Annotated in this window: 24 protein-coding genes; 16 read left to right on the top strand and 8 right to left on the bottom strand. The window is 66.5% G+C overall.

All coding sequences use genetic code 11. From position 1 onward, the window contains the following. Positions 1 to 41 precede the first annotated feature (41 nt). The 5 genes from L2Y97_RS17165 (at position 42) to L2Y97_RS17185 (ending at position 4,387) form a co-directional block, all read left to right on the top strand. Positions 42 to 440: an HU family DNA-binding protein gene (locus tag L2Y97_RS17165; protein ID WP_247436862.1), complete on the top strand. Its 399-nt coding sequence runs from the start codon at positions 42 to 44 to the stop codon at positions 438 to 440. A gap of 216 nt (positions 441 to 656) precedes the next feature. Beyond that, positions 657 to 1,043 carry a BlaI/MecI/CopY family transcriptional regulator gene (locus tag L2Y97_RS17170; protein WP_247429002.1) on the top strand — a complete coding sequence of 129 codons (387 nt, stop codon included), beginning with the start codon at positions 657 to 659 and terminating at the stop codon, positions 1,041 to 1,043. A gap of 2 nt (positions 1,044 to 1,045) precedes the next feature. Continuing rightward, entirely contained in the window at positions 1,046 to 2,917 is a 1,872-nt protein-coding gene (locus L2Y97_RS17175) for a M56 family metallopeptidase (RefSeq protein ID WP_247429005.1), read from the top strand. Between the two features lie 76 nt (positions 2,918 to 2,993). Further along, positions 2,994 to 3,662, top strand: a complete 669-nt coding sequence (locus L2Y97_RS17180) for an HAD-IA family hydrolase (RefSeq protein ID WP_247429007.1) — start codon at positions 2,994 to 2,996, stop codon at positions 3,660 to 3,662. Further along, entirely contained in the window at positions 3,653 to 4,387 is a 735-nt protein-coding gene (locus tag L2Y97_RS17185; protein WP_247429009.1) for a CDP-alcohol phosphatidyltransferase family protein, read from the top strand. The genes L2Y97_RS17180 and L2Y97_RS17185 overlap by 10 nt, the downstream gene beginning before the upstream one ends. On the opposite strand, the gene L2Y97_RS17190 is transcribed toward L2Y97_RS17185, so the two are convergent. From L2Y97_RS17190 to L2Y97_RS17210, 5 genes are all read right to left on the bottom strand, one after another. Beyond that, positions 4,384 to 5,820, bottom strand: a complete 1,437-nt coding sequence (locus L2Y97_RS17190; RefSeq protein WP_247429011.1) for a sulfite reductase subunit alpha — start codon at positions 5,818 to 5,820, stop codon at positions 4,384 to 4,386. The two genes, L2Y97_RS17185 and L2Y97_RS17190, sit on opposite strands and share 4 nt — an antisense overlap. Next, the gene (locus tag L2Y97_RS17195; RefSeq protein WP_247429012.1) at positions 5,817 to 6,749 is read right to left on the bottom strand and encodes an FAD:protein FMN transferase; all 933 of its coding nucleotides are present in this window, start codon (positions 6,747 to 6,749) and stop codon (positions 5,817 to 5,819) included. Before L2Y97_RS17195 ends, L2Y97_RS17190 begins: the two co-directional genes overlap by 4 nt. Positions 6,750 to 6,904: 155 nt before the next feature. Then, the gene (locus tag L2Y97_RS17200; protein ID WP_247429014.1) at positions 6,905 to 7,714 is read right to left on the bottom strand and encodes a DUF4198 domain-containing protein; all 810 of its coding nucleotides are present in this window, start codon (positions 7,712 to 7,714) and stop codon (positions 6,905 to 6,907) included. Positions 7,715 to 7,726: 12 nt separating this feature from the next. After that, a complete protein-coding gene (locus L2Y97_RS17205; RefSeq protein ID WP_247429015.1) occupies positions 7,727 to 8,236 on the bottom strand; it encodes a DUF2271 domain-containing protein in 510 nt (169 codons plus the stop codon). 13 nt (positions 8,237 to 8,249) lie between these two features. Beyond that, positions 8,250 to 8,873: a PepSY-associated TM helix domain-containing protein gene (locus L2Y97_RS17210; protein ID WP_247429017.1), complete on the bottom strand. Its 624-nt coding sequence runs from the start codon at positions 8,871 to 8,873 to the stop codon at positions 8,250 to 8,252. A 144-nt stretch (positions 8,874 to 9,017) separates the two neighbouring features. Between L2Y97_RS17210 and L2Y97_RS17215 the strand changes: the two genes are divergently transcribed. From L2Y97_RS17215 to tsaB, 8 genes are all read left to right on the top strand, one after another. Continuing rightward, positions 9,018 to 9,692, top strand: a complete 675-nt coding sequence (locus L2Y97_RS17215; protein WP_247429019.1) for a response regulator — start codon at positions 9,018 to 9,020, stop codon at positions 9,690 to 9,692. Further along, positions 9,685 to 11,100: a sensor histidine kinase gene (locus L2Y97_RS17220; protein ID WP_247429021.1), complete on the top strand. Its 1,416-nt coding sequence runs from the start codon at positions 9,685 to 9,687 to the stop codon at positions 11,098 to 11,100. Before L2Y97_RS17215 ends, L2Y97_RS17220 begins: the two co-directional genes overlap by 8 nt. Before the next feature lie 74 nt (positions 11,101 to 11,174). After that, complete coding sequence (locus L2Y97_RS17225; RefSeq protein ID WP_247429023.1) at positions 11,175 to 12,014, top strand: alpha/beta hydrolase; 840 nt, start codon at positions 11,175 to 11,177, stop codon at positions 12,012 to 12,014. A gap of 2 nt (positions 12,015 to 12,016) precedes the next feature. Continuing rightward, a complete protein-coding gene (locus tag L2Y97_RS17230; protein ID WP_247429026.1) occupies positions 12,017 to 12,376 on the top strand; it encodes a DMT family transporter in 360 nt (119 codons plus the stop codon). Further along, positions 12,373 to 12,768 (top strand): DMT family transporter, encoded by a 396-nt coding sequence (locus L2Y97_RS17235; RefSeq protein WP_247429029.1) that lies wholly within the window; start codon positions 12,373 to 12,375, stop codon positions 12,766 to 12,768. The genes L2Y97_RS17230 and L2Y97_RS17235 overlap by 4 nt, the downstream gene beginning before the upstream one ends. Further along, on the top strand, positions 12,752 to 14,020 hold the full coding sequence (locus L2Y97_RS17240; RefSeq protein ID WP_247429032.1) for a DegT/DnrJ/EryC1/StrS family aminotransferase: 1,269 nt from the start codon (positions 12,752 to 12,754) through the stop codon (positions 14,018 to 14,020). Before L2Y97_RS17235 ends, L2Y97_RS17240 begins: the two co-directional genes overlap by 17 nt. A 151-nt stretch (positions 14,021 to 14,171) precedes the next feature. Continuing rightward, positions 14,172 to 15,509: a cell envelope integrity protein CreD gene (gene creD, locus L2Y97_RS17245; RefSeq protein ID WP_247429034.1), complete on the top strand. Its 1,338-nt coding sequence runs from the start codon at positions 14,172 to 14,174 to the stop codon at positions 15,507 to 15,509. After that, positions 15,506 to 16,195 (top strand): tRNA (adenosine(37)-N6)-threonylcarbamoyltransferase complex dimerization subunit type 1 TsaB, encoded by a 690-nt coding sequence (gene tsaB, locus L2Y97_RS17250; protein WP_247429036.1) that lies wholly within the window; start codon positions 15,506 to 15,508, stop codon positions 16,193 to 16,195. Before creD ends, tsaB begins: the two co-directional genes overlap by 4 nt. A gap of 17 nt (positions 16,196 to 16,212) precedes the next feature. Here the strand turns inward: tsaB and yoaA are convergent, their stop codons facing one another. Then, on the bottom strand, positions 16,213 to 18,129 hold the full coding sequence (yoaA, locus tag L2Y97_RS17255) for a DNA repair helicase YoaA (protein WP_247429038.1): 1,917 nt from the start codon (positions 18,127 to 18,129) through the stop codon (positions 16,213 to 16,215). Between the two features lie 79 nt (positions 18,130 to 18,208). On the opposite strand from yoaA, the gene L2Y97_RS17260 reads away from it, so the two are divergent. Then, positions 18,209 to 20,965 carry a valine--tRNA ligase gene (locus tag L2Y97_RS17260; RefSeq protein WP_247429040.1) on the top strand — a complete coding sequence of 919 codons (2,757 nt, stop codon included), beginning with the start codon at positions 18,209 to 18,211 and terminating at the stop codon, positions 20,963 to 20,965. 132 nt (positions 20,966 to 21,097) lie between these two features. On the opposite strand, the gene L2Y97_RS17265 is transcribed toward L2Y97_RS17260, so the two are convergent. Both L2Y97_RS17265 and L2Y97_RS17270 read right to left on the bottom strand, forming a co-directional pair. Next, a complete protein-coding gene (locus L2Y97_RS17265) occupies positions 21,098 to 21,520 on the bottom strand; it encodes a DNA polymerase III subunit chi (RefSeq protein ID WP_247429042.1) in 423 nt (140 codons plus the stop codon). Positions 21,521 to 21,529: 9 nt separating this feature from the next. Next, entirely contained in the window at positions 21,530 to 23,017 is a 1,488-nt protein-coding gene (locus L2Y97_RS17270) for a leucyl aminopeptidase (protein ID WP_247429044.1), read from the bottom strand. Between the two features lie 97 nt (positions 23,018 to 23,114). Between L2Y97_RS17270 and lptF the strand changes: the two genes are divergently transcribed. Both lptF and lptG read left to right on the top strand, forming a co-directional pair. Further along, complete coding sequence (gene lptF / locus L2Y97_RS17275; protein ID WP_247429046.1) at positions 23,115 to 24,218, top strand: LPS export ABC transporter permease LptF; 1,104 nt, start codon at positions 23,115 to 23,117, stop codon at positions 24,216 to 24,218. After that, positions 24,218 to 25,315, top strand: a complete 1,098-nt coding sequence (lptG, locus tag L2Y97_RS17280; RefSeq protein WP_247429048.1) for an LPS export ABC transporter permease LptG — start codon at positions 24,218 to 24,220, stop codon at positions 25,313 to 25,315. Before lptF ends, lptG begins: the two co-directional genes overlap by 1 nt. Positions 25,316 to 25,318 lie beyond the last annotated feature (3 nt).

A 25,318-nucleotide genomic window follows, 5' to 3' on the forward strand; every position in this document is an offset into this window, starting at 1 on the left:
GCCTTTAAGGGCCGCCTCATTCGATCAAAGTGACAAGGAATATCATGGCCACGACCAAAAAAACGGCGGCAAAGAAGGCCGCTGCCAAGGCTCCCGCCAAGGCTGCTAAGGCGCCTGCCGCGCTCAAGCCGATCAAGGATCCGCTGTCGAAGTCGTCGCTCGTCTCGCACATCGTCGAGCAGAGCGGTGTGGATTCGAAGAGCGTGAAGGCCGTCCTGGCCTCGCTCGAAGGCGCGATCAGCGCTTCGGTCCACAAGAAGGGCGCTGGCACGTTCACGCTGCCGGGCCTGCTGAAGATCACCTCCGTTGCCGTGGCTGCCAAGCCGAAGCGCAAGGGTAAGGATCCGTTCACCGGTGAAGAGCGCTGGTTCGCTGCCAAGCCCGCCTCGGTGAAGGTCAAGGTCCGTCCGCTCAAGAAGCTGAAGGACGCCGCCGCCTGATCCCGTGCGGCGGCCTTGCCGCCGCGGATCGACGAGGTACCGAAAGCCCCTGCCTTCTGGCGGGGGCTTTTTTTTGGTTCTTCGCTTGTTTCAGTGAGTGTGTGTTTCATCCTGCCTGTTCGCCGGTTCAATGACGTAAGGCCAACGGCGAACGCCCCTCTTGACGACAGTTGTAGTCAGGCGCATATTGCCTACATCTGTAGTCAGGAGCGGGACATGGCAAAGAAGACCATTGGCGACCAGGAACTCGCCTTGCTGCAATACATCGAGGATGCACCGAAAAGCTCGGTCGCCGAGGTGTGCGCAGGGTACGGCGAAGCACGCGGCCTCGCCCGCTCCACCGTGCTCACCATGATGGAACGGCTCCGCGCCAAGGGCTTCCTCAGCCGTCGTAAGGCCGAAGGCGCGTATCGCTACAGCGTTACCGGCGAATCGGGCGACGTCATGAGCGGCGCCGTTGCGCGCTTCGTCGAACGCACCCTGCAAGGCTCCGTATCCCCGTTCGTCGCATGGATGGCCGAGCGCGGCCAGGTCAGCGATAACGAACTGGCCGAACTCGAAGCACTCGTCGGCCAGCTGCAGTCGCAGCGAAAAGGGCGCTGACCATGGACGCCCTTCTCGACACGCTATCCAGCCGGCTCGTGGCCGCATCCCTGCAAACGCTTCTGTTCGCCGCGTTTATCTGGGCGCTCTGCCGCCTGATGCCCACGCTCAGCGCCGCCACCCGTTCGTGGATGTGGTGGCTGGTCGGCGCGCAAATGCTGCTGGGCCTGTGCATGCCAGGCAGCATCGACTTGCCCTTGCTTCCTGCATCCCCGGATCCGGTCGCGGCCACCGTCGGCGTACATGCCACCACCGTGACGGTGGACATGCCGGATGTGGCGCCCGATTCAGCAGGATGGTGGTCATGGAGCACGGCGCTGCTGGCCGCGTGGGCGGTGCTTGTCGCCGTGCAGGCCGCCATCGGCATCGCTCGCTGGTACCACCTGGCCGGCATCGTGACCCGGGCGTTGCCGCACGACGATGTACGCCTGGAAACGCTCTGCGCCCAGCGTGCACGGGCCATGGGGCTGCGCCGCTCGCCGCGCCTTGCCGTCTCCGCCGAGGTCGATTCGCCGCAGGTGGTGGGCCTCTGGCGCCCAACGATCCTGCTGCCGCTTGACGACACCCTTGGCGACGACGAGCGCGAAATGGCGCTCATGCACGAACTGGCCCACGTACGCCGCGGCGACCTGGTGCTTGGCGGCATCCCTGCCCTCGCCCGCACGCTGTTCTTCTTCCACCCCATGGCCCACGTCGCGGTTCGCGAATACGCCCTGTGCCGTGAGGCCGCCTGCGATGCACTCGCGGTCGATCATGGCCGCCTCGCTCCCGGTAGCTATGGGCGCCTGCTACTTCGCCTTGGTGTGTCGCCTCACCCGCACCATGCCCTGCCCGGTGCATCCCCCACCTTCCGCATCCTGAAAAGGAGACTCGACATGCTTGGTCAATCGCAGGACGCGCGGCCGCGCGTCGCCACCACGGTTTTCGTCGCCACGCTTGCCCTTGCCGCTGCGCTGCCGTGGCGCGTGGTCGCGGCATCGCAGCAGGTTGACGCCCCCATGAGCATCGCTGCGGCCACGCCTCAAGCCGATGCATCGGCGCGCACCGCAGCTACGCCAGTAGCGGCCGCACAACCAGCGCCCGCCGCAGCCCCGGCGCCGACCGCACCCGCGGTAGCCGTCATCGTCGACAAAGGGCCGCGAGCCACCGCGTTCGTGACGCATGCGGGGCGCGCAACACCTGCAACGCCGGCCGCGCCGGCAACGCCCGCCACGCCCGCCGATCCGCCCGCTGTGGCAGCGCTCGCTGCGGCCCCGCTGCGCAGCCTTCCCGCGCCACCGCCCGCACCGGTGCCGCCGCCCGCACCGGCGGCACCAGCGGCACCGCCCGCGCCGATGGCTGGCGTCCACATCCATGCCGTCTCGACCATTGAAGACCACGGGCCGCTAAGCTCACGCGGCACCGATGGCAAGGATGGCTACATCACGATTGCGAACGAAGAGGGCCAATGGGAACTGCGGGATCCGGCCTACCTCGCTCGCATCCGCGCTATTTATGCGGATGCGTTCAAAGCGACCCCGCCGCCGCCGGCCACCGATCGCAAGCGTGAGATCGAACTCGACCAGCGCCAGGCCGTGTTGAACGAACAGATGCAGAAACTGGCCGAACGCCGGGCCGCGCTCTCCGTTCAGCAGGCTGACCCCACTCATCCGACCGACCGCGAAGCTTACGCCGCGGGCAACGCCGCGATCGGCCGCGAGCAGGCGGATATTGCACGGCAGATGGCGGAGATCGGCCGCATGCGTGCCGAGCAGGGCCGTACCCAGGCCGAATGGGGCCGGACGCAGGCCGAGGCAGGCCGCAAGGCCAATGAACAGGTGCAAGCCGTCATTGCCGATGCGCGCCGCAACCACAAGCTGACCCGCATCAACTGACGCGGGCGCTCGGCTCCGGTATCGTGAGGGGCTTACCGCGCCATGCGGTGCCCCTCGCGATCCCTCCGGAGGCAACATGCGGCTTCAACCCGGCCTGGCCATCGACGCCCAGGCCCTGCTCTTCGACATGGACGGCACGCTGATCGATTCGCGCGTCGTCGTCGAGAAAATCTGGAAGCGCTGGTGCGATGAAGTGGGCCTGGACTGGCACTTCGTGCTGCCGAGGCTGCATGGCGTACGCATGTACGATTCCATCAAGGAATTCGCGCCAATGGCCGGCCAGGACATCGACACCGTCTACGAGCGCCTGTATCGCGAAGAAGTCGAGGACGTCGACGGCATCGTGCCTATCCCCGGTGCCATCGACCTGCTCGCCGCCCTCCCCGCCGACCGGTGGACCATCGTGACCTCGGCGGACACCGTGTTGGCGAAGGCGCGCCTGGCCGCGGCTGGCATCACGCCACCGCCGCGCATGGTCACCGGTGAAGTCGTCACGAACGGCAAGCCGGACCCGGAAGCGTACCTGCTGGGTGCGGAGCGCATGGGCGCCGCGCCCGCGCATTGCCTGGTGTTCGAAGATGCCAAGGCCGGCATCGATGCCGGGCTGGGCGCGGGGGCACGCGTGCTGGCGATCGCCGGCGATCATCCCACCGAGGTACCACCTGGCGTCGAATGGATCACCGACCTGACATCGCTGCGCTACGACGGCATCCATGGCAACCAGGTGCGCCTGCTATGCGTCTGAAACTGCGTGCCCCCTATGAGAACCTGGTGACGCTGGCCAACTTCATCACGTTGTGCTCGCTGACCTGCGCCGTCCTGATCATCAACCGCGCGCTCTCCGGTGAGCTGGCCTACCTGGGCACGTTGTTTATCGCCTGCCTGGTCTGCGACGGTGCCGACGGGTTCGTCGCACGCAAGACCGGGTCATCCAGCGACCTGGGAACGCAGCTGGATAGCCTTTCCGACGCTATCGCGTTCGGCGTGGTGCCGGTGGTGGTCGCAGGCACCTACCTGCGTTCGATTGGCGCGGAGGCGTTCCTGCCCGCACAGATCGCCTTCTGCGCGTGTGCCGTCATGCGCCTGGCCATGTTCAACGTCCAGAAGGACAAGTCGATTTTCCTCGGCCTGAACACGCCATCGGCGGCCTCGCTCGTGGTGGTGCTCATCGCGATTGGCCGCTACAGCGGCGCCAGCTGGCCCGCTGACACCATCCAGGGCGTCATCAACGTCATGCTCTTCGTGCTGGCCGCATCGATGATCAGCCCGTTCCGCTACCTGAGCAGCAAATCGCTGAAGCTCAAGCTGAACGCGACGACGGTGCTGATCGGCGCCGCGTTCGTGGTGGGATCCATCTGGTTCTCGCCGTGGTCGGTGTACGCATACCTGGTGATTTATGCCCTTTCGGGCCCGATCACGGCGACCTGGCTAATGCTGCGCCGCCTGCGCCGCCCGCGGAGTACGCGCTAGTAGACGTCGCGCCGGTAGCGTCCCGCCGCGGCCAGTGCCTCGACCTGGCGATCACCAAGAACCTCGCGCAGTGCGCCATCCACACCGGGGGCCATCCCGGCCAAGCTGCCGCATACGTAGATGCTTGCACCCTGGCCGATAAAGTCGCGCAACGCCTCAGCCGCTACGCGCAAGCGATCCTGCACGTAGCGTACGCTGCGCGCGTCGCGTGACCAGACGAGGTCGAGTCGTTCAATCGCGCCCTCGTCGCGCCAACGCTCCAGCTCGTCCACATGCAGGCGATCGGAATGCTCATGGCGCTCGCCGAACACCAGCCAGTTGCGCGCGTGCCCACGTGCCATGCGTGTCTTCAGCAGCGCGCGCAGGCCGGCGATACCCGTGCCGTTGCCGATGAACAGGACCGGCCTGTCATCGGCCGGAGCATGGAAGCCCGCATTGCGGCGTACGCGCAAATCGATGCCATCGCCCTCGTGGGCTATGTCCGTGAGCCAGCCGGAGCCACTGCCCAGTAAGCCATCGGCACCGCGCTGCTGGCGCACCACGAGGTGCAGGGCGCCATCGGCCGGCACGGACGCGATCGAATACTCGCGGTGCGGCAGCGACTCATCATCGGCCCGCGACCGGCGTGGGCCGATCTCGGCAATGTCGCCCGCTTCCCAACGGAGGTTCGCAGGATCATCGGGAACGAGCGCAAGGTGGAAGCACGGTGCGCCCGCGCTGCCTGGGTTGAGCAGGCGCCGCTCCTGCAGGAACCACGGCTGGTAGGCAGGGCGCGACCAATCCGGCTGTTCTGCGGCACCCGCCAGCTGTGTGACCTGGCCCTGCCAGTGGCGCAGCGCCCCCTCGTCACCGTTATCGACATCCACCCGATCGAACCAGGGCGTCGCACCACGCTCGCGCAGCCACCGGTCAATGTCCCGACCGAAGGCGCAGAAGTCCTCATAGTCGCGATCGCCCAGCGCGAGGACGGCATACTTCAGCGCGCGCAGGTCAACGGCCACGCGCATCACATCGCGCTGGAATGCTGTCGCGGTATCCGGCGCATCGCCTTCGCCCGTGGTGCTGGCCACGAACAACGCACGCGTGTGCGACGAAAGGTCGGCCGCGGAAAGAGATGCCATGTCGCGCAGTTCGACAGCGATGCCACCCGCGCGCAACGATGCGGCCGTTCGCTCAGCCAGTTCCGTCGCGAAGCCGGTCTGCGAGGCGTGCACCACCAGGATACCGCCAGGTGTCTGCAGCGCCGGATCGCGCCGCCGTGGGCGGGTGGCGACGGCGACCCATGCGGCCCAGCCCACGGCCGCCATGCCAGCCCACGCCACTCGCCCTGGCTGGCCCACGCGCAGGCCAGAGAAATCCTGCCAGTGGGCGAATAACGCGACCGCCAGCAAGAGCAATGCGCCAATGCCAAGCTGCCCCCACGCGCTTTTCACTGAACGGCCTTTACGAATGCCGGCGACATGCGCTCTTCGAACTTGCCATCGCCGCGATAAAGGACAAACAGCACGGCAATGCCATGCTGCTTCGCGTAGACCATGCCCTCGTCGGGGCCGAGCACCGTCATCGTGGTGCCCAGCGAATCGGCATGCATGCAGTCATCCGCCACGATGCTCACCGAGGCCACGGTATGTGCCACGGGATAGCCGGTGCGCGGATCGATGTGGTGCGAATAGAACCTGCCGCCGGATTCAAAAAAGTGGCGGTAGTCGCCCGACGTCGCGATCGCCTTGTCGGTCAGTGAGACGATGCGCTCCACCTCGTCAACGCTATCGACCGCCGCCGATGCCGCGCCGGGGCGTTCTATCCCCACATGCCATGGGGTGCCGTCAGGCTTGTGACCATGCGCGCGCAGCTCACCGCCCACCTCGACCAGGTATGACGTGACGCCTTCGCGATCGAGGAAGCGGGCGACCTGGTCCACGCCGAAGCCCTTGGCGACCGAGGAAAGATCGACATACACGCCGCCGGGCTGGAAGGCGCGATGGCCGACGTCGTCGAGCTTGATGCGTTGCCAGCCCACGCGTGCGCGTGCCGCGGCGATCGCCGCGGTATCGGGGGCATCGTGTGGGCGTTTGTCCGGGCCGAACCCCCACAGGTTGACCAGCGGGCCCACGGTGGGGTCGTAAGCCCCCCCGGAATCCCTGGCCAGCGACAGCGCGTAGCGCAGCACGCCGTAGAACTCCGGTGGCAAGGCCTGCCACGTACCCGCAGGTGCGCGGTTGAAGCGACTCAGGTCGGAGTCGGCTTCATAGGTGCTCATCTGCGCGACGACACGATCCACTTCCGCCTGGATGCCGCGTTCGATGGCGGTCTCCCTGGCGTTGGGCGGCAGCACGGCGTTCACTGACCACGTCGTGCCCATGGTCTCGCCCTCGAAGCGGCGTACATCGGTGGCCGTGGCCGTAAAACATGTCAGCCACAGCAGTAATGCGAGCCCCCTGCAGGAGCGCGCTTGCGCGCGATGGGGCTTGCGGCAACGTGCACCGCGTGCAAGCAGGCTCCTGCAGGGAACGGCGATCACTGCGGCAGCACTTCCAGCGTGGCGGTGTAGGCGACGCGGCGCTGCTTGGCTTCCTTCGTCGAGGTCTTGTCGTCTTCGGTCGACGCATTCACCCAGTACATGCCCGGCGTAGCGAAGGTAAAGCTGAACTTGCCGTCCTTGTCCGTCTGCGTATCCATTTCGTCCTGCGCGTTGCGGTAACGCGTGGCGCCATCAATCGCGGTGACCTTGAGGTTACCGGCCGGCTTGCCATCCAGAAGGAGCTGGAAGGTGGCCTTCTCGCCCGTGACCAGGTCGTTCGGCTGGGTGACGGGCACAAGCTCCAGGCCCTTGCCCGTGGGCTTGAGCGCGGCGCCGCCGGGCTTGCCCTGGGTCACGAACGTTTCCACGCGCGACGCCATCTCGCTCACCTTCACATCCTTCGCATTGGCGGGGATGGCCGTTTTCAGATCGGCCGCGCTACCGCGCCAGCGCTTCTTCTGGCCATCCACTTCGTAGTTCGCGAACAAGCCCTGGTTCACCAGTGCGATGCGGTACGTGCCTTTCTGAGGCACGGGCAGGTCGAACGCGCTGCGGTACTTGCCGGTCCACGGGTTCTCGGGCTTCACCTGGGTACCGTCGGGGGCGGTGATCACCAACTGGTCCAACTGCGCCGGGAAGTGATCGGGGTAGTACAGATCGTTGGAAACGGCGGCATCGACCGTCACCCACGCATCGTCGCTGGAGACCACCGTGGTGGAGGGCACGATCCACATCTTGTGCGCCTGGGCCGCGAAAGGAAGGATCAGCGCGGCGGCAAGCGCGGCACGAACAAACACATGCTTCATGGAAAGCTCCGGTCAGGGATTAAGGTCGAGGGTGATCTGGCCGAGTTCGTCCGTACCCTTCGCGGAAAGGTGCACGGGGGCCTTTGCTGGCCAGTCGAACGCGATGCGCTGCGTCTCGTGGCCACCCACCTCGCGTGCGGCCTCGACGATCAGTTCGTAATGCCCCGGGGCAAGGGTGCCCAGTGGCGGCTTGCCATCGGTGAAGCGCAACTGGTGCTGGCCCGCGGGACGCGTGGCACCCGAGACGCCATCGATCGGCATGGTCTGGTCGCGGCCGGAACGGCGCCACCACTGGCGCATGTCCTTCAGCCACTTGGTGCCTTCGCCGCTCGCTTTTTTCACGTCGTACCAGACAGCCAGGTTGGCGGCGACGGTGTGATCCTCGCGCTCAACCCACACAGCCACGTAGGGGCGGTGATACTCGGCCACCTTCAGCGTGGGGATCTCGACGGTGAGGTTCATGTCCGCCGCAGCAACCGGGGCGGCGAGGAAGCAGAGCGCGAGGGGAAGCATCCGGCGCATGGCGATCCTTGGGTCAGTGGATGAAAAGCAGGGCAAGCACCAGGGGCAGCACGAAACCGAGCGCCACGAGCGGCCAGGTCATGCCACGCTGGCTGGCGTGCATCTTGAGCAGGAGCAACCCCGTGGCCGCGAACACCACGCAGGCCAGGGCGAACACATCGATGAACCAGCGCCACGCGGGGCCGGTATTCCGCCCCTTGTGCAGATCGTTGAACCAGGCGAGCCAGCCGCGATCCGTCGATTCGTACTGCACCTCGCCGGTCTCGCGATCGATGCTGACCCACGCATCGCCGCCCGGCCGGGGCAGCGAGAGGTACACCTCGTCGTCGCTCCAGTCGCCATCGCGGCCGGCAATGTCTGCACCGGTCTGCTCCCGGACATAGCGGGCGACAACGGCGTCGACAGGGGCCGATTTACGGCCCGGATCCACCAGGCGTTTCAGCATGGCGCCGGGTAACGTCGCCGCATGCCGTTCCACCTGCGGCGCCGCTTCGATCTGCGCCGCGTGGTTCAACGTGAAGCCGGTCACCGAAAACATGAACAGCACCACGAGGGATACCGCCGAACTGATCCAGTGCCAGCGGTGCAGGTGCTTGAGCCAGAACGCGCGGCGTGGCCGGTCGACGGTGTCGCGCATGCGTGGTCAGTGCCCCTGGTGGCAGTTCGGAAAGCCTGCCGATGTTAACCTCAATGCGAATCGTTCGCAATTAGCGGAAAGGGACTGGAAAGCCTGCCGCGACAACATGCGAACACCCCACCACGGAGCGTATGCTTGCCCACCATGCGCATACTCTTAGCCGAAGACGACGCTTCTATCGCCGCCGCGGTTCGTTCCGCCCTGCAGCAGGGCGGCCACGCCGTCGACCACGTCCCCGATGGCGCCAGCGCCGACCACGCCCTGCGCGATCACGATTACGACCTTCTTGTACTCGACCTGGGCTTGCCGCAGCTGGATGGCAGCGATGTACTCAGCCGTGCCCGCAAGCGCGGCGCCAGCCTGCCGGTGCTTGTGGTCACCGCCCGCGAAGGCCTGAAGGAACGCGTTCGCGTGCTCGACCTGGGCGCCGACGATTACCTGGTGAAGCCCTTCGCCCTTGCCGAGTTCGAGGCACGGGTGCGCGCCCTGCTCCGCCGGCGTGCAAGCAACGGTACGCCCGAATTCCGTATTGGACGCCTGCGCCTGGATATCCCCGGGCACAGGGCCTGGATCGGTGACTCGCCGCTCGACCTCACCGCGCGTGAGTTCGGCTTGATCGAAGCGCTGGCCACGCGCGCCGACAAGGTCACGAGCCGCGCCCAGCTGGTGGAGGCCCTGTGCAACTGGGACGAAGACCTGACCGATAACGGCCTGGATATCGCCCTGCACCGCCTGCGCAAGAAGCTCCAGGGCTCGGGCACCAACGTCCGCACGATCCGTGGCCTGGGCTACCTGCTCGAAGAAACGGCCGATGCCTGAACGCCGCCATGCGGCGCGCCGGCCGGCGCGCCCCAGCCTGCGCCGGCGTCTGCTCACCTTCCTGCTCGTGCCCGTGCTCGGCGTGCTGCTGGCCGATGCGGTAGTCGGCTACTTCGTGGCGCTGGCCTACTCCAATCGCGTACACGATGCCGATCTTTCGGATTCGGCGCTGACACTGGCGGAGATGATCGGCAGTGATGCGCTGAACGGCGAACTGACCGCGCAGGCGCGCTTTCTTCTCGAATACGATCCGGATGGGCGCAACTACTACGAAGTAATCAGCGATCGCCACGGCCGGATCATCGGCAACGCCGAGCTGGCCGTACCGAGCCGGGATCCGGTGGAGGTCGACGCCGCGCCGCTGCTGTATGACACGGACCTTGGCCACAAGCCGGTGCGCGCGGCGGTCATGCGCGTCGCGAACCGGCACGACCCTGGCGATACGATCACTATCAAGGTGGCGGAAAATCTTCGTGATCGCCACCAGCGCGCCCGCGAAATCCTGCTGCTCACGTTGCCCATGCAGGCGTTGCTGATCATTGCCGTGCTGTCGCTGGTGTGGTTCGGGGTGAGCCACGGCCTGGGCGTACTTGAGCCGCTTACGACCCGCCTTGGCCGGCGCGGCCACGACCTGGGGCCGATCGGCGAAGAGGACGTGCCGGTCGAGATCCTGCCGCTGACGCGCACCATCGATGACCTGTTCGCCCGCATGCGCAACATGCTGGGGCTGCAGGAGCGCTTTATCGCCGATGCCGCGCACCAGCTGCGCACGCCGTTGGCAGGCATCCAGCTCCACGTCGAGCGTGTCGGCAACGGCAGCGATCCGGCACAACAACAGGACGCCCTGGCCCACATCCACCGCCTGGCCGCCCGCGCCGCGCGCACGTCCGCCCAGTTGCTGGCACTGACCCGGACCCAATCGCCCGATCTCCCCGACCACGATGGCATGGCCGTGATCGACCTGTCGCAGGTCGTGCCCGAAGCCGTGGGCATGCGCGTGCACCAGGCGCTGAACCTGGGCGTGGACCTTGGTTACGAAGGCGCGGAAAGCGCCTGCCTGGTCCGCGGCGATGCCCTGCAGATCCAGGAAGTGATCGACAACCTCGTGGATAACGCCTTCCACTACGCGGGCCGCGGCCGTTGCGTAACGGTGTCGGTCACCTGCGAGGGCGACGATGCCGTGCTCGCCGTCGACGACGACGGCCCGGGCGTCGAGGAAGCGTTTCTCGACCAGTTGGGCGAGCGCTTTTTCCGTGTGCCCGGCGGCGACGAAGATGGGACCGGCCTGGGCCTGGCGATCGTTGAAAGCATTGCGGAACGCCACGCGGCGCGGGTGCACTTTGCCCGCTCGGCGCTGGGCGGCCTTCGCGTAGAGCTGCGCCTGCCGCGAATTCTTGCGGCCGCCTGATCGGCGGAAAGCTCGCTGAAACCACGCCTTGCGAGCATGCCTGCCATGAGAAGGCGAAGGCGCGAGGCCCTGGCGTGAGCGATGCGACGGAATTCCAGTTCGAAGGTGGGCGCGATGGCGTCCTGCTCATCCACGGGCTGACCGGCACTCCCACGGAAATGCGCATCCTCGGCAAGGGCCTGAACCGCGCCGGCTTCACCGTGGTGGGCGTCCGCCTGGCTGGCCATTGCGGCACCGAGGCTGACCTGCTGTCCACGACATGGCAGGACTGGTACGCCAGCGTGGAAGCCGCGGCGGAGCAGCTGCGCGGCAAGGTGGATCGCCTGTTCGTGGCGGGCCTTTCCATGGGCGCCATCCTGGCCCTTCGGCTGGCCGCCGTACGTCCGACATGGGTCGACGGCGTCGGCGTGTTTGGCGCGACGTTTCGTTACGACGGCTGGTCCATCCCGTGGGCGGGCCGGCACCTCTCCTTCATCCTGCCGATCTGTAAACGCCTGGGCATTTGCCGCACGCGCAGCTTCATTGAACAGCCGCCCTATGGCATCCGCGATGAGCGCCTGCGCGCGCAGGTGAGCGCGGCCATGTTCTCCGGCGACAGCGAAGCCGCGGGCCTGCCGGGCAACCCATGGCATGCCCTCGCGGAAATGGTCTGGCTCGCGCGTGACGTACGCAAGCGCCTGCCCGATGTCGTCGCGCCCTGCTTCATCGCTCACGCCGCCGATGACGATGTCGCCAGCACGGCCAACGCGGACATGGTGGCCCGCCGCGTGCGCGGCCCGGTTGAAATGCTGCTGCTGGCCGATAGCTACCACATGATCACGATCGATCGTGAACGCCGCACGCTGATCGAACGCAGCGCCGATTTCTTCACGCGCGTGGCCCGTGAGGCACGTCCCGCGCGCATGGCCGCGTAAGCATGAACGGGCTGGCCTTCGCGCTGTGGTTCGCCAACCTGCTGCTGGATACCGGTGGCCAGCTCGCATTCAAGGCGGCAGCGAGCGATGAGCGCGCCGGTGATGGCGTGGCCCGCTGGAAGTACATGCTGGGCCGTCGCTGGATCTGGGCGGGCATGGCCTGCTACGTCGTCGAGTTCGTCGTCTGGGTCGCGTTCCTGTCGCTCGTGCCGTTGTCGCAAGGCGTGCTGCTGGGCTCGATCAACATCGTGGCCATCATGATCGCGGGCCGGTTGCTGTTCCGCGAACGGCTCAGCCCCATGCGCGTGACCGGGATCCTGCTGGTGGCCGTGGGCGTCGCCATCGTGGGAGCGGGCACATGAAGCGCTTCTACGTCATCGGCTTCGCCCTGCTGCTCGCGTTCGACACCCTGAACCTTGTCTGTTTCAAGCTTGCGGGCAACCACGCGCTGCCCGTGGAGCTGAGCGCGGCGTGGCTCGCACGCGTATTCTCGCACCCGTGGATCTACGGCGCGGTGATTGGCTACCTCGGCGCGTTCGTCACCTGGATGAGCCTTCTCAAGCACGCCCCCGTCGGCCCGGCATTTGCCGCCTCGCACCTCGAGGTGGTGAGCGTGATGGTGTTGTCGTACTGGGTATTCAGTGAGCCTGTATCCCCCATGCAAATGCTTGGTGCGCTGGCCATCGTGGCAGGCATCGTCTGCCTGGCGTTCGCTGAAGGCGATGAAGGTACCGGCGATGTGGTTCCGGCCTGAGCGCGAAGCACCGCCGACGGCAGGCTTGCCCCTGGGCATCACCGATCTGGGTGGCGAAGTGCGCGCCCCCCTCACGGCACTGGCCGCGCAGTGGCTGGGCGTCGAGGAAGCGCAGCTGGAGTGTTCCGGCACCGCGGCACTGACCGTCGCGCTGACGGCGCTCTCGGGCCATGCTCGCAGCCGACGCGACGTCGTGATTCCCGCGTTCACCTGCCCGCTCGTGCCACTGGCGATCCGGCGCGCCGGACTCGAGCCGCGCCTGGTCGACCTGCGCGCCGGGCATTTCGACATGGATCCCGTGCGCCTGGCAGAAGCCTGTAACGAACGAACGTTGGCGATCGTACCCACGCACCTTGGCGGGCGTGTGGCGGATGTCGCTACCGCGAAGGCGGTGGCCGCGGCGACCGGCGCCTACGTGGTCGAGGATGCAGCGCAGGCGTTCGGCGCGTTCCTGGACGGGCGGGCGGCAGGGACACACGGCGACGTCGGCTTCTTCAGCCTTGCCGCAGGCAAGGGCTTGTCGATCTTCGAAGGCGGTTTGCTCGTGGCACGCGACGACGCCGTGCGCGACAGCATCCGGCGAACATCACGCCGTATCGCCGGCTGGCACCCCGGCTGGGAGTTGCGCCGGACGCTGGAGCTCGCGGGCTACGCCGCGTTCTATCGTCCGCGCGGCCTTGGCATGGCCTACGGCGGCCCGCTGCGCCGTGCGCTCCGGCGCGGCGACCTGCTCGGCGCAGCGGGTGAGCATTTCGGCATGGATTTCCCGTTGCATCGCGTGGGCCGCTGGCGGCGTGCGGTGGGTGCACGCGCCTTCCACCGGCTGCCCCTGTTCATTGAGACCACCACCACGCAGGCACGTGCGCGCGTGCCTGCCCTCGCCTCTATTCCCGGTGTCCACGTCTACTCGGACGATAGCGGGACCTGGCCGTACCTGATGCTGCTGCTCCCCGATGAAAGCACCCGCGACGCGGTGCTGCAGCGCTTGTGGGCCTCGCGCCACGGCGTAGCGCGCATGTTCGTGCACGCGCTTCCGGATTATCCCTACCTCGCGCCAATGGCCGGGGGTGACGACGTGCCGAATGCGCGGGAGTTCGCGGCTCGTACATTGACGGTAACCAATAGCCCATGGCTCGACGACGCATCGTTCGAGCATGTCTGCGCGGTGATCGAGGCTACTGTCGTTTCACGGGGCGCCCCCGCCTATCCGGCAACAGGTACCGTCACCGGATTGCCCTCCACCTTCGCATAGAACCCCTCCCGCGACGCGCCCGGCCTGCCAGCGGGCGCCACCCGCTGCCCACAAATGCCCGCAAATGCCTGCGATCGGCCCGACCTGGTGCCGCTGCCGCGCCGATGGCGGGCTAACCATGCCTTCGACCATTCGAGGAAGGAGGACCACCATGTTTCGCTGGACGCAATCGATTACCGCCAAGGTGCTCGGCATTGGCGTGCTCGCCCTGTTGATGCTGATTCCACTCACCCAGGCCGATGGCCTGGTTCGCGAACGGCAAAGCATGCGCGATACCGCCATTCACCGTGTCTCCGATGGCTGGGGTGGCGCTCAGGGCATCGGTGGCTTTGTCATTGCCATGCCTTCGCTTGAGCCAGCGCGCGACGTGCACAGCGGTGCCGCGGCGACGCGCGATGCCGTGCATATCGTGCTGGCCGACGAGATCGCGACGACGGCGGACCTGGCTGTCAGTAAACGGCGTAGCGGCATGTACGAAGTACCCGTTTACACCGGCGATGTCACGATCCGCGGCCGCTTCATACCCGCGGATGTGAACCGCGCTGCACAGGAAAGTGGTGCAACGCTGTTCCCGGAGCGGGCGGAACTGCGCCTGCTCATCGCCGATACGGTCGGCTTGCAGGGGATTACCGCCGTCACGGTGGATGGGCGGCCTGTGCGCCTGGCGTCGTCATCCGCGCGCATGGGCCCCTACAGCGTGCTGTCCGTGCCGATGCCGATCGACACCACGCGCGACACCCCGATCGATTTTGCCCTCACCTTGCGTATCGCCGGTACCGAGGCCTTTTCGGCACTCCCGCTGGCGCGCTCCAGCACGGTGCGGCTGCGCTCGGCGTGGCCGGACCCCTCGTTCCAGGGAGCGCTGCTGCCGGGCAAGAGCCAGGTTACGCCGCAAGGCTTCGATGCCACCTGGCAGGCACTGGACCTCAACCGGGCGTATGGGCAGCACTGGGACGGGACGGACCAGGAGATCAATGGCCGTTTGCAGGCATCCGCGTTCGGCGTGCGACTGGTCCAGCCTGGCAGCGTCTACCAACAGAATGATCGCGCCGGAAAGTATGGCCTGCTGTTCATCGCGCTGACCTTCGTCGCCTTCTTCCTCTTCGAGGTGCTCAAGGGCCTGCGCCTGCATCCGGTGCAGTACCTGTTGGTCGGTGCGGCCATGGCCAGCTTCTATGTGCTGTTGCTGGCCCTGTCGGAGCAGGTTGGCTTCGGCGCTGCCTACCTCGCCGCGGCCGCGACCGTGGTCCTGATCGTGGGCGGCTATGCCTCCGCCGTCTTGCGCGCCCGGGGTGCCGGCCTGGTGCTGGGCGGCGTATTGGCCCTGGTTTACGCCATACTGTATGGCCTGATCGGCGCGGAGCAGTACGCGCTGCTGATCGGCTCGGTCGTACTGGTCGCCGTCATCGCGCTGCTCATGTACCTCACGCGCCGCATCGACTGGTACGCCTACGGGGTGCCGTTCAACAGCCAGACGGAAACGCCATGAACTTCCTCGCCATCGAAACCTCCACTGAAGCCTGTTCCGTCGCGCTGGTCCACGGCGATGAGGTGATCGAACGCAGCGAAATCGCCCCGCGCCGGCATGCCGAGCTGGTGTTGCCCATGGCCGACGCCCTGCTGGCCGAAGCCGGCCTTTCCCGCGAGGCGTTGAACGGCATCGCCGTCGGCCGTGGCCCCGGGGCATTCACCGGCGTGCGCCTGGGCGTGTCGCTGGCCCAGGGCATGGCCATGGCGCTGGACCTGCCCGTTGTCACGGTCTCGTCGCTCGAGGCACTCGCGCTGGAAGCCCCTGAAGACGACGCGGCGATCCTGTCGATCATCGATGCACGCATGGGCGAGATCTATGTCGCGGCGTGGCGCCGGGAGGACGATGGCAGCGTGAGCCTGCTGGACCACGAGCGCGTCGATACCGCTGCCGCCCTGGTGTTGCCCGAGGCCAGCGCGTGGCATGTCGTAGGTACGGGCTGGGCTACCTACGAGGCGGTACTTCGCGAGCGTATTCACGCGCCCATACGCTCGGCGGATGGCGCGCGTTTTCCGCAGGCAAGGCACGTCGCCGAAATTGCTGCGAAACGGTTCCGCCATGGCGATGCCGTGGCGCCGGAACTGGCGTTGCCGGTGTACCTGCGTGACAAGGTCGCGCTGACCCTGGTGGAACAGGGCAAGGCCTGACAGGCTTTTGCGCGCTCCTACAGGTCCTTGTCGAAAAACGCCTGGACGTCGCCCAGCTCGCGCGTACGCGGCATGGGCGGCAGGCTGGACAGGAACAGGCGGCCGTAACCCTTGGTGGTGAGCCGCGGGTCGCACAGCACCAGGACGCCACGATCGTGCACATCGCGGATGAGCCGGCCTGCGCCCTGCTTCAGCGCAATGACCGCCGTGGGCACCTGCCAGCCCATGAACGGGTTGATGCCGGATTCCTCCAGCGCCTCCAGGCGTGCCTGCAGCACCGGATCGTCGGGCATGGCGAAGGGCAGCTTGTCGATCACCACCACGCTCAGCGCGTCGCCAGCCACATCCACACCCTCCCAGAAGCTGGCGGCGCCCAGCAGTACACCACGCCCACTGAGGCGGAATTCTTCCAGGAGACGGTGGCGTGGCGCCGTGCCCTGGACGAACAGCGGCCACGGCACGCGGCCTTCCAACAACTCCGCCGCGCGCCGCAAGGCACGGTGCGAGGTGAACAACAGGAATGCGCGCCCGTCCGAAGCCTCGAGAACAGGCTTGATCGCCGCGACCACCTTGTCGGTGAAATCTCGCGCGGATGGATCGGGCAGATCCTTTGGCAGGTACGCGAGAGCCTGCCGGCCGTAATCGAAGGGGCTTTCCACATGCAGCGTGCGCGGATCCTCCAGCCCGAGCTGGCGTGCGAAATGCTGGAAATCGCCGGCAATGGAGAGCGTGGCCGAGGTGTGGATCCACGCCGCATCGGTGGACATGCGCATGGCGCGCAGCGGTGAGGCCAGGTCCAGCGGCGTGGCGTGCAGGGCAAAACCACGCGGCCAGGTCTCGTACCAGCGCACGTCAGCGGCGGAGTGTTCCTCGGCGATGCGATCGAGGCGCAGGCTGAGCATTTGCGCACGCTCATGGACGTTAGCCAGCCCGCGCGAGCGCTCCGCCAGCCCGGCGAGGAGATCGGCCATGGCGGCCACCACGTCGCGTAGTTCGCCCATCAGATCGTGGGCCGCGGCATCCCGTTCCAACGCGCTGAATGCACCCTTCGGCGGCAGCGGCTCCATGGCCAGGCGCAGACGCCTCACGAGGTTCTGCACGGCCTCGACAGGCTCCAGCAACTGGCTGGTCGCACCGGTCACGCCCTGGGCCTCGGCCAGCGCATCCTGGCCAAGGTCTACCAGCTGGCGCGATCCGACGCTCTGGGAGAAGAACTGGCCGGCCAGTTCAGGAATCTGGTGGGCCTCGTCCAGGATGAACGCATCCGCCCCGGGCAGGATCTCGCCGAAGCCCTCCTGCTTGAGCGCCAGGTCGGCCATCAGCAGGTGGTGGTTCACCACCACCAGGTCGGCCTCCATGGCCTCACGCCGGGCCTTCACGACGTGGCAATCCTCGAAGAACCGGCATTCACTGCCAAGGCAGTTCTCAGGGGTGGATGTCACTCGCGGCCACACCGAGGAATCTTCTGGAATATCAGCCATTTCCATGCGGTCGCCGCGACGGGTACGGGCGGACCAGGCGCGGATGGCGGAAAGCTGCGTGGCCAGCTGGCGGTCAGGGTTACCCTCGCGCACGGCCTGGTCCAGGCGGTACAGGCACAGGTAATTGGCGCGGCCCTTGAGCAGGCTGACCTTGGCCCGGCTACCCAGCACGTGATGAACCCGGGGCAGATCGCGGAAGAACAGCTGGTCCTGCAGGGCCTTGGTGCCCGTGGACACGATGACCTTGCGCCCGGATTCAAGGGCTGGGACGAGGTAAGCGAAGGTTTTGCCGGTGCCCGTCCCCGCCTCGGCGATCAGCACGTCGCGCTCATCGATGGCCTGCGCCACGGCGGCGGCCATGTGCTGCTGGGCTTCACGTGGCGCGAATCCCGGTACTTCACGGGCGAACGGGCCCTCCGCGCCAAGGATCGCGGCCACTTCGTGTTCAGTCATCGGGCCAGTATCGCCTACAATGGTGGTCTTTTCGCCTGTCAATCCGCGCGCCTACACGGCCCGCGCCGGGAACCTACGCATGGACAAGAGTTTCGAGCCCAGCCTGATCGAGTCGAAGTGGTACGCCCAGTGGGAAGCCAATGGCTACTTCAAGCCATCCGGCAAGGGCACGCCCTACACGATCATGCTGCCGCCGCCCAACGTCACGGGCACGCTGCACATGGGCCATGCGTTCCAGCACACCATCATGGACACGCTGGTGCGCTACCACCGCATGCGCGGCTACGACACCCTGTGGCAGCTGGGCACCGACCACGCCGGCATCGCGACCGAAATGGTGGTTACCCGCCAGCTCAACGCCGAAGGCAAGCAGCGCTCCGATTTCGACCGTGATTCCTTCATCGCCCGGGTGTGGGAATGGAAGAAGGAATCCGGCGGCACCATCGGCCGGCAGATGCGCCGCATGGGCGTGTCGGGCGACTGGAGCCGCGAAGTCTTCACCATGGACGAAGGCCCGTCGAAGGCCGTCGTCGAAACCTTCACCCGCCTGCACCAGGAAGGCCTGATCTACCGTGGCCAGAAACTGGTCAACTGGGACCCCGTGCTGAAAACGGCCATCTCCGACCTGGAAGTGGTGAGCGAAGAGGAAGACGGTTCGCTGTGGTCGATCCGCTACCCGCTGGCCGATGGTTCGGGCGAGCTGATCGTCGCCACCACGCGCCCGGAGACCATGCTCGGCGACGTGGCCGTGGCCGTGCACCCGGAAGACGAGCGCTATGCGCACCTTATCGGCCACATGCTCGCCCTGCCCCTGTCCGATCGCCAGATCCCGATCATCGCCGATGATTACGTGGAGAAGGATTTCGGCACCGGCTGCGTGAAGATCACCCCGGCGCACGATTTCAATGACTACGCCATCGGCCAGCGCCACAACCTGCCGATGATCAACATCCTCACCGACGACGCGGCGATCAACGACGCGGCGCCGGAGAAATACCGCGGCATGGATCGCTATGTCGCGCGCAAGGCCGTGCTTGCCGATCTCGAAGCGCAGGAACTGCTCGTCGAGACGAAAAAGCACAAGCTGCAGGTGCCGCGCGGCGATCGTACCGGCCAGGTCATCGAGCCGTACCTCACGTGGCAGTGGTTCGTGAAGATGGACACGCTGGCCGCGCGCGGCATGGAGCTGGTTGAGCAGGGCCATGTGAAGTTCGTGCCCGAGAACTGGATCAACACGTACCGCCACTGGCTGGGCAACATCCAGGATTGGTGCATCAGCCGCCAGCTCACCTGGGGCCACCAGATCCCGGCGTGGTACACCAGCGAAGGCACCGTCATCGTCGCCCACGACGAGGCCGAGGCCACGACGCTTGCCGCCGCCCAGGGCTACACCGGCGCACTGCGCCGCGACCCGGATGTGCTCGAGACCTGGTTCTCGTCCTCGCTGTGGAGCCACTCCACGCTGGGCTGGCCCGATCCGCAGGCACAGGCCGAGCGCGGCTTCGATCGCTACCTGCCGACCAACGTGCTGGTCACCGGCTTCGACATCATCTTCTTCTGGGTTGCCCGGATGATCATGATGACCGACCACTTCACCGGCGAAGTGCCGTTCAAGGATGTCTACGTCACGGGCCTGATCCGCGACAAGGACGGCCAGAAGATGTCGAAGTCGAAGGGTAACGTCCTCGATCCGCTCGACCTGATCGACGGCATCACCCTGGACGACCTGCTGGCCAAGCGGACGCGCGGGCTCATGCAGCCGAAGATGGCCGAGAAGATCGAAAAGGCCACGCGCAAGGAATTCGCCGAAGGCATCCCCGCGTTCGGCGCCGATGCGCTGCGCTTCACGTTTGCCTCGCTCGCCACGCATGGCCGCGATATCAAGTTCGACCTGGAGCGCGCCGCTGGCTACAAGGCGTTCGTCAACAAGCTGTGGAATGCCTCGCGCTTCGTGCTGATGAACCTGGGCGACGGCCCGGTGGCGAAGGTCGCCCCGTCCACGGAAGCCGAGCGCTGGATCCTCACCCGCCTGCGTGACACGCTGGCCACGGTAAAGGAACAGCTTGCGCTCTATCGTTTCGACCTTGCCTCGCAGGCACTGTACGAGTTCACCTGGAACGAGTTCTGCGACTGGTTCCTGGAGCTGTCCAAGCCGGCACTGAATGGCAGCGACGAAACGGCCATCGCCTCCACGCGCTACACCCTGGTGCATGTGCTGGAAACGCTGCTGCGCGCGCTGCATCCGCTCATTCCGTTCGTCACCGAAGAGATCTGGCAGAACGTGCGCCCGCTGCTCGGCATCGAAGGCGAGACGATCATGCTTCGCCCGTATCCGGAAGCCGAGGAAATCACGGGCGATACCGCGGCAACGGCGGAGATCGAATGGGTGAAGGACGTACTCACCGGCGTGCGCCGCATTCGCGCGGAAATGAACATCGCCCCGGGCAAGGTCATTCCGCTGCTGCTCGCCGATGGCGATGCGGCTGATCGTGCGCGTGCCGCCAAGTTTGCCGCACAGATCGCCTTCCTCGGCCGCGTGGAGACGCCGGTGTGGGTGGAAGGTGAAGAGCCCGCTGCCGCGGTGGCTGTCATCGGCGGCATGCGCGCGCTGATCCCGCTGGAAGGCCTGATCGACGTGGGCGCGGAGAAGACCCGCCTGGCCAAGGAAATTGCCCGCGTGGAAGGCGAGATCAAGAAGTGCGAAGCGAAGCTGGGCAACGCCAACTTCGTCGCCAATGCACCGGCGGAAGTGGTGGAGCAGGAGCGCCAGCGCATCACCGACTGGACCCGCCAGGCCGATGCCATGCGTGAGCAAGCCCGAAAGCTGGGCGGCTGACAGCATCTGTAGGAGCCCACCCTGTGGGCGACGCTGCCGCGAGACCACCGTGCGACCGGCGGCACTATCGCGAAAGATGTCGCCCACAGGGTGGGCTCCTACGAAAAAGCCCCGCTTACGCGGGGCTTTTTCTTACATATCGTGCTTGTTCACTTCGAACCCGCCACGCTTGTACTCCGTCCAGCGCGCTCGTGATCCCTCACGTTCCGCCGGATCGGCTGCGACCACCTCCAGCACGCGGTCGAACTGCCCCGGTGCACATACATCGCGCAAGTTGATCACCATCGGCCGGTCGGCGGTTTCCACGCCGGGCGGCACGATGAGTACAGCCGTGTTCTGGTCATCGTCATCCCCCGCCAGCTGGTGGGGGATGAAGGCGTCCTCGTCGAACGCCCACAGGTACTCGTCGATCGCCTCCGCCTGTTCAAAATCGCGGGTGAGGATCAACGTGGGCTGTTGGGCCGCGAACGCGCGCTTGGCGAGTTCGCACACCAGCAGCAGGGGATCCTCGCGGAAACGCGGCTTGTCGATCAGGTAGAAGTCGGCGCGCGGCATCGGGTGCTATCAGCCGGCGACGCGATCGAGCAGCCACTGCGCCAGCAGCGGCACCGGGCGGCCGGTGGCGAGGCCCTTGCGGCCCTCGTCCCACGCCGTGCCGGCGATATCCAGGTGCGCCCAGCGGCGGCCCTCGGTGAAGCGCGCCAGGAAGCAGCCCGCGGTGATGGCGCCAGCGTACTTGCCACCGATGTTCGCCACGTCGGCAAAGCCGGACTCGAGCTGAGACTGGTAGTCATCCCAAAGCGGCAGGCGCCAGGCGCGGTCGAGGGTGTCTTCGCCCGCCGAAAGCAGTTCGGCCGAGAGCGATTCGTCCTTGGTCATCAGGCCGGTAGCATGCTTGCCCAGGGCCACGACGCAGGCACCGGTCAGGGTGGCGGCATCGATCATGGTGTGCGGATCGAAGCGCTTGCCCGTGTAGGTGAGCGCATCGCACAGGATCAGGCGGCCTTCCGCATCGGTGTTCAGCACCTCGATGGTGATCCCTGCCATGCTGGTGAGCACGTCGCCCGGGCGGTAGGCATTGCCATCCGGCATGTTTTCCACGGCGGGGACGACGCAGACCAGGTTCACCGGCAGCTTCATCTTCACGGCCGATACGAAGGCACCGAGCACGCCGGCGGCGCCGCCCATGTCGAACTTCATTTCTTCCATGCCCGGGCCGGGCTTGATGCTGATGCCGCCGGTATCGAAAGTGATGCCCTTGCCCACGAAGGCGTAGGGACGCTCGCCATCCTTGCCACCGTTCCACTGCAAGACCACCAGGCGCGGCTCATTGGCCGAGCCGCGGGCCACGGCCAGCAGGGAGCCCATGCCCTCGCGCTCCATGTCGGCGCGGTCCAGGGCCTCGAACGAGACGCCGTCATGCGCCTCGGCAAAGGCGCGGGCCTGCTCGGCGATGTAGTTGGGGTTGCAGATGTTCGGCGGCAGGTTGCCCAGCTCGCGGGCGAAGCGGACGCCCTCGGCGATGGCGCGAGCCTGCTCCAGGCCGCCTTCGGCATCGGCCGGGCCAGCAAAGGTGACCGCGGCCAGCTCAGGCTGGGCCTTGTCACGCGGCTTCAGGGTGGCGGTATAGCGATACGCCGCATGATCGGTGGCCAGGGCGGCTACGCGAAGCTTCCAGTTGGCGTCGCGGCCCGGGACATCCACTTCGGTAAGCCAGCTGGCAGCCTCGGTGACCGGCAGGCGGCCGATGGCGCGGGCGGCCTCCAGGCTCACCCGCTGGTAGCGGGCGCTGTCGAAGGTCTTCTGGGCGCCCAGGCCCACGACCAGCACACGGGCGGCGGCCACGCCCGCCGGATGCAGCAGGGTAACGAGGTTGCCGACCTTGCCGGTAATATCGCCCGCTTCGACCAGGCGCTTGATGGCACCACCGGCGGCGGTATCGATCCGCGCCGCGGCGCTGGTCAGGACACCGTTCTCGTAGACACCGACCACGGCCACGGGGGTGGCGAAGGCTTCGGGAGCGTTGGAACCAAGGCTGAACTGAACCGTCATGACTTACCGTCCTGCAAAAGCCGCCCGGAGCCCGGACCAGCTAGACTTAAGGTTTGCCGGCCGGGATTGACGCGGCACCAACCGCGAATTCTACCAAATGCTCAGCATCCTCGACCGTTACTTCCTGCGAGAACTCGCCGCCGGCATCGTGGCCACGGCCATCGTGCTGCTGGTGATCTTCGCCGGCGGTGCCTTCGCGGGCGTCCTGCAGAAGGTCGCGAACGGCAGTATCCAGCCCAGCATCATGTTCGAGGTACTGGGCCTGCAGATGCTGGACCTGCTCTCCACCCTGCTGCCCATGGCCGCCTTCCTGGGCACCCTGATCGCCCTGGGCCGCATGTACCGCGAGAGCGAGATGCACGTGCTGGCGTCCTCCGGCATGGGCCCCCGCGGCATGCTGCGCCCCGTCACCCTGCTGGCCGTGCTGGCCACGATCCTGGTGGGCATCCTTTCCCTGTGGGCCGGCCCCTGGTCGGCGCGCAAGGCCGACCAGGTCATCGCCGCCGCCAACAAGTCCGTGATCGCCGCCGGCCTCGATGCGGGCCGCTTCACCGAACTGCCGGGCAAGGGCGGCATCATCTTCGTCGATACCCTGAGCCGTGACGGCACGGTCCTGGGCAAGACCTTCCTGGCCACCGACCGCGTGGATTCGGACGGCAACCCCCAGGTCCGGGTGGTGAATGCCAGGCACGGCCAGATGTACCAGGAGAGCAACGGGCAGGATCGCTTCCTCGCCCTGTACGACGGCTGGCAATTCGAGATCCCGCTGGCAGGCGACAACTGGCGGCGCATGAAGTACGTACGCAACGATGTGTCGCTTTCCAACATCAGCGATGACGACGAGGACACCGACCCGGCCCACGAATCCACCACGGTGGATCTGTTCAAGGCCGGCACAGCCGATGCGCTGGGTGAGCTGGTATCGCGCTTCGCCGCACCGGTGTCCACCCTCGTGCTGATGATGATGGTGCTGCCCATGTCGCGGCAGGCGCCACGCGATGCGCGTTACGGCCGCCTGCTGGTCGCCGTGCTCTCCTACTTCCTGTATGTGGTGTGGCAGCTCATCGCCCGCACACAGATCATCAAGGGCCACCTGCACACGTCGGTGCCGATCTGGGTGCTGCACGTCATCGTGTTTGCCGTGGCCGCCTGGTTCTTCTGGAAGCAGAACGCACCCCGTCGCGTAAAGGTGGCCGCGTAATGGCTACCTTCGCCATCAAACGTGCCGACCGCCTGATCGGTGCGAGCGTCCTGAGCACCTTGCTGCTGGTATGGCTGGTGCTCGCCGGTTTCGATTCGCTACAGCAGTTCGTGCGCCAGCTGGGCAACATCGGCAAGAACGGCTTCTCGCTGTACGACGCCATCGCTTACATCATGCTGACGGTGCCCCGGCGCCTGTACCAGATGTTCAGCAATGCGGCGCTTATTGGCGGTTTGCTGGGCCTGGGCGGCCTGGCTGCCACCGGCGAGCTCACCGCGCTGCGCGCCGCGGGCATGTCCAAGCTGCGCATCGCTGTCTCGGCCGCGGGCGTCGTGGCCTTTATCACCATCCTCGTGGTGATCATGGGCGAGACCATCGCACCGTACGGTGACCAGCATGCCCAGGCCATCCAGGTACGCATGCGCTCGAGCAACCTGGGTTCCACCAGCAGTGGCCTGTGGGCGCGCGATGCGGGCAAGATCATCAACGCCAAGTCCGCCATCGCCACGCAGGAAGGCGACCTCACCACGGTGAAACTGGTGGACGTGCGCGTCTTCACGTTCACGCCCGATGGCCAGGTCGCGGAGTTCTCCCACGGCGACAGCGCGATCCACGACGGTAACCAGTGGGTGATGACCAACGTGCGCACGACCACGCGTGACGACGCTGGCATTCATAGCCTGACCGCGCCGACGCAGACCTGGAAATCCCGGCTGAACCCGCATGTGCTGGAACAGTCGATCATCCACCCCGAATACCTTTCCATGTCCGACCTGCGCCGGAACATGCGCTACCTCGAATCGAACGGGCAGAACCCGGGTGCCTACGCCGTAGCGTTCTGGGGGCGGGTCATCTTCCCGTTCAACGTGCTGGTGCTGGTGCTCTGCGCCATGCCGTTCGCCTTCGGTTCGTTGCGCTCGGGCGGCTTCGGCAAGCGCCTGTTCATCGGCATCATCCTGGCGATCGGCTGGTACTTCCTGCAGGGCGCCATGGTGAACTTCGGTACGGTGTACGGGCTGCCGCCGCTGCTCGCCAACCTGCTGCCCACGACCCTGCTGGTAGCAGGCGCGCTGGCCTATTTCAGGCGTTTCGGCTAGCCA

Origin of the sequence: Luteibacter aegosomatissinici (assembly GCF_023078495.1) — a bacterium.
GTDB classification, from domain to species: Bacteria; Pseudomonadota; Gammaproteobacteria; order Xanthomonadales; family Rhodanobacteraceae; genus Luteibacter; species Luteibacter aegosomatissinici.